General features: G+C 61.1%; 1 protein-coding gene. It reads left to right on the top strand.

Annotated elements, in window-relative coordinates:
• Positions 1-10: 10 nt before the first annotated feature.
• On the top strand, positions 11-686 hold a 676-nt coding region (locus ACFPTO_RS25140; RefSeq protein WP_377715802.1), incomplete at its 3' end, for an IS630 family transposase.

Here is a 686-nt window from a genome sequence, read left to right as displayed (position 1 = left end):
AGATACCAGCATGCCCATGGGACGACCGAAGGCCGAACTGGCGTTGAGTGAAGATGAGCGCTTGCAATTGACTTCGATAGCGCGTTCGCGCTCGCTTTCGGCAGCGCTGGTGACGCGTGCGCGCATCGTGCTGGCTGCTGCTGCCGGAGAACCGAACAGCGCAATTGCCCAACGTCTTCAGCTCACGCGCGCCACGGTGGGCAAGTGGCGTATCCGCTTCCTGGAGGGGCGCATCAACGGGCTGTATGACGAAGTGCGCCCCGGCAAGCCTCGCACGATTGACGATGAGCGGCTGGCTCAACTGATTCACAAGACCCTGCACACAAAGCCAGCGGATGGCGCCACGCACTGGAGCGTGCGCACGATCGCCGCCGAAACGGCTATCTCGCCGACGAGTGTGCACCGTTACTTCAAGTTGCTGGGCCTGCAACCGCATCGTAGCGAAAGCTTCAAGCTCTCGACCGATCAATTCTTCATCGAGAAACTGCGCGACGTGGTTGGCCTGTACCTGAGCCCGCCCGAGAATGCATTGGTTCTGTGCGTGGACGAGAAGAGCCAGTGCCAGGCCCTCGAACGCACGCAACCCATGTTGCCGATGGGCTTCGGCTACGTTGAAGGTGTCACGCACGATTACGTTCGTCACGGCACCACGACACTGTTCGCCGCCCTGAACGTCCTCAATGGCG

It is taken from the genome of Paraburkholderia denitrificans (genome assembly GCF_042655705.1).
Classification (GTDB): domain Bacteria; phylum Pseudomonadota; class Gammaproteobacteria; order Burkholderiales; family Burkholderiaceae; genus Paraburkholderia; species Paraburkholderia denitrificans.
This window is presented reverse-complemented; position numbering and strand designations above follow the sequence as displayed.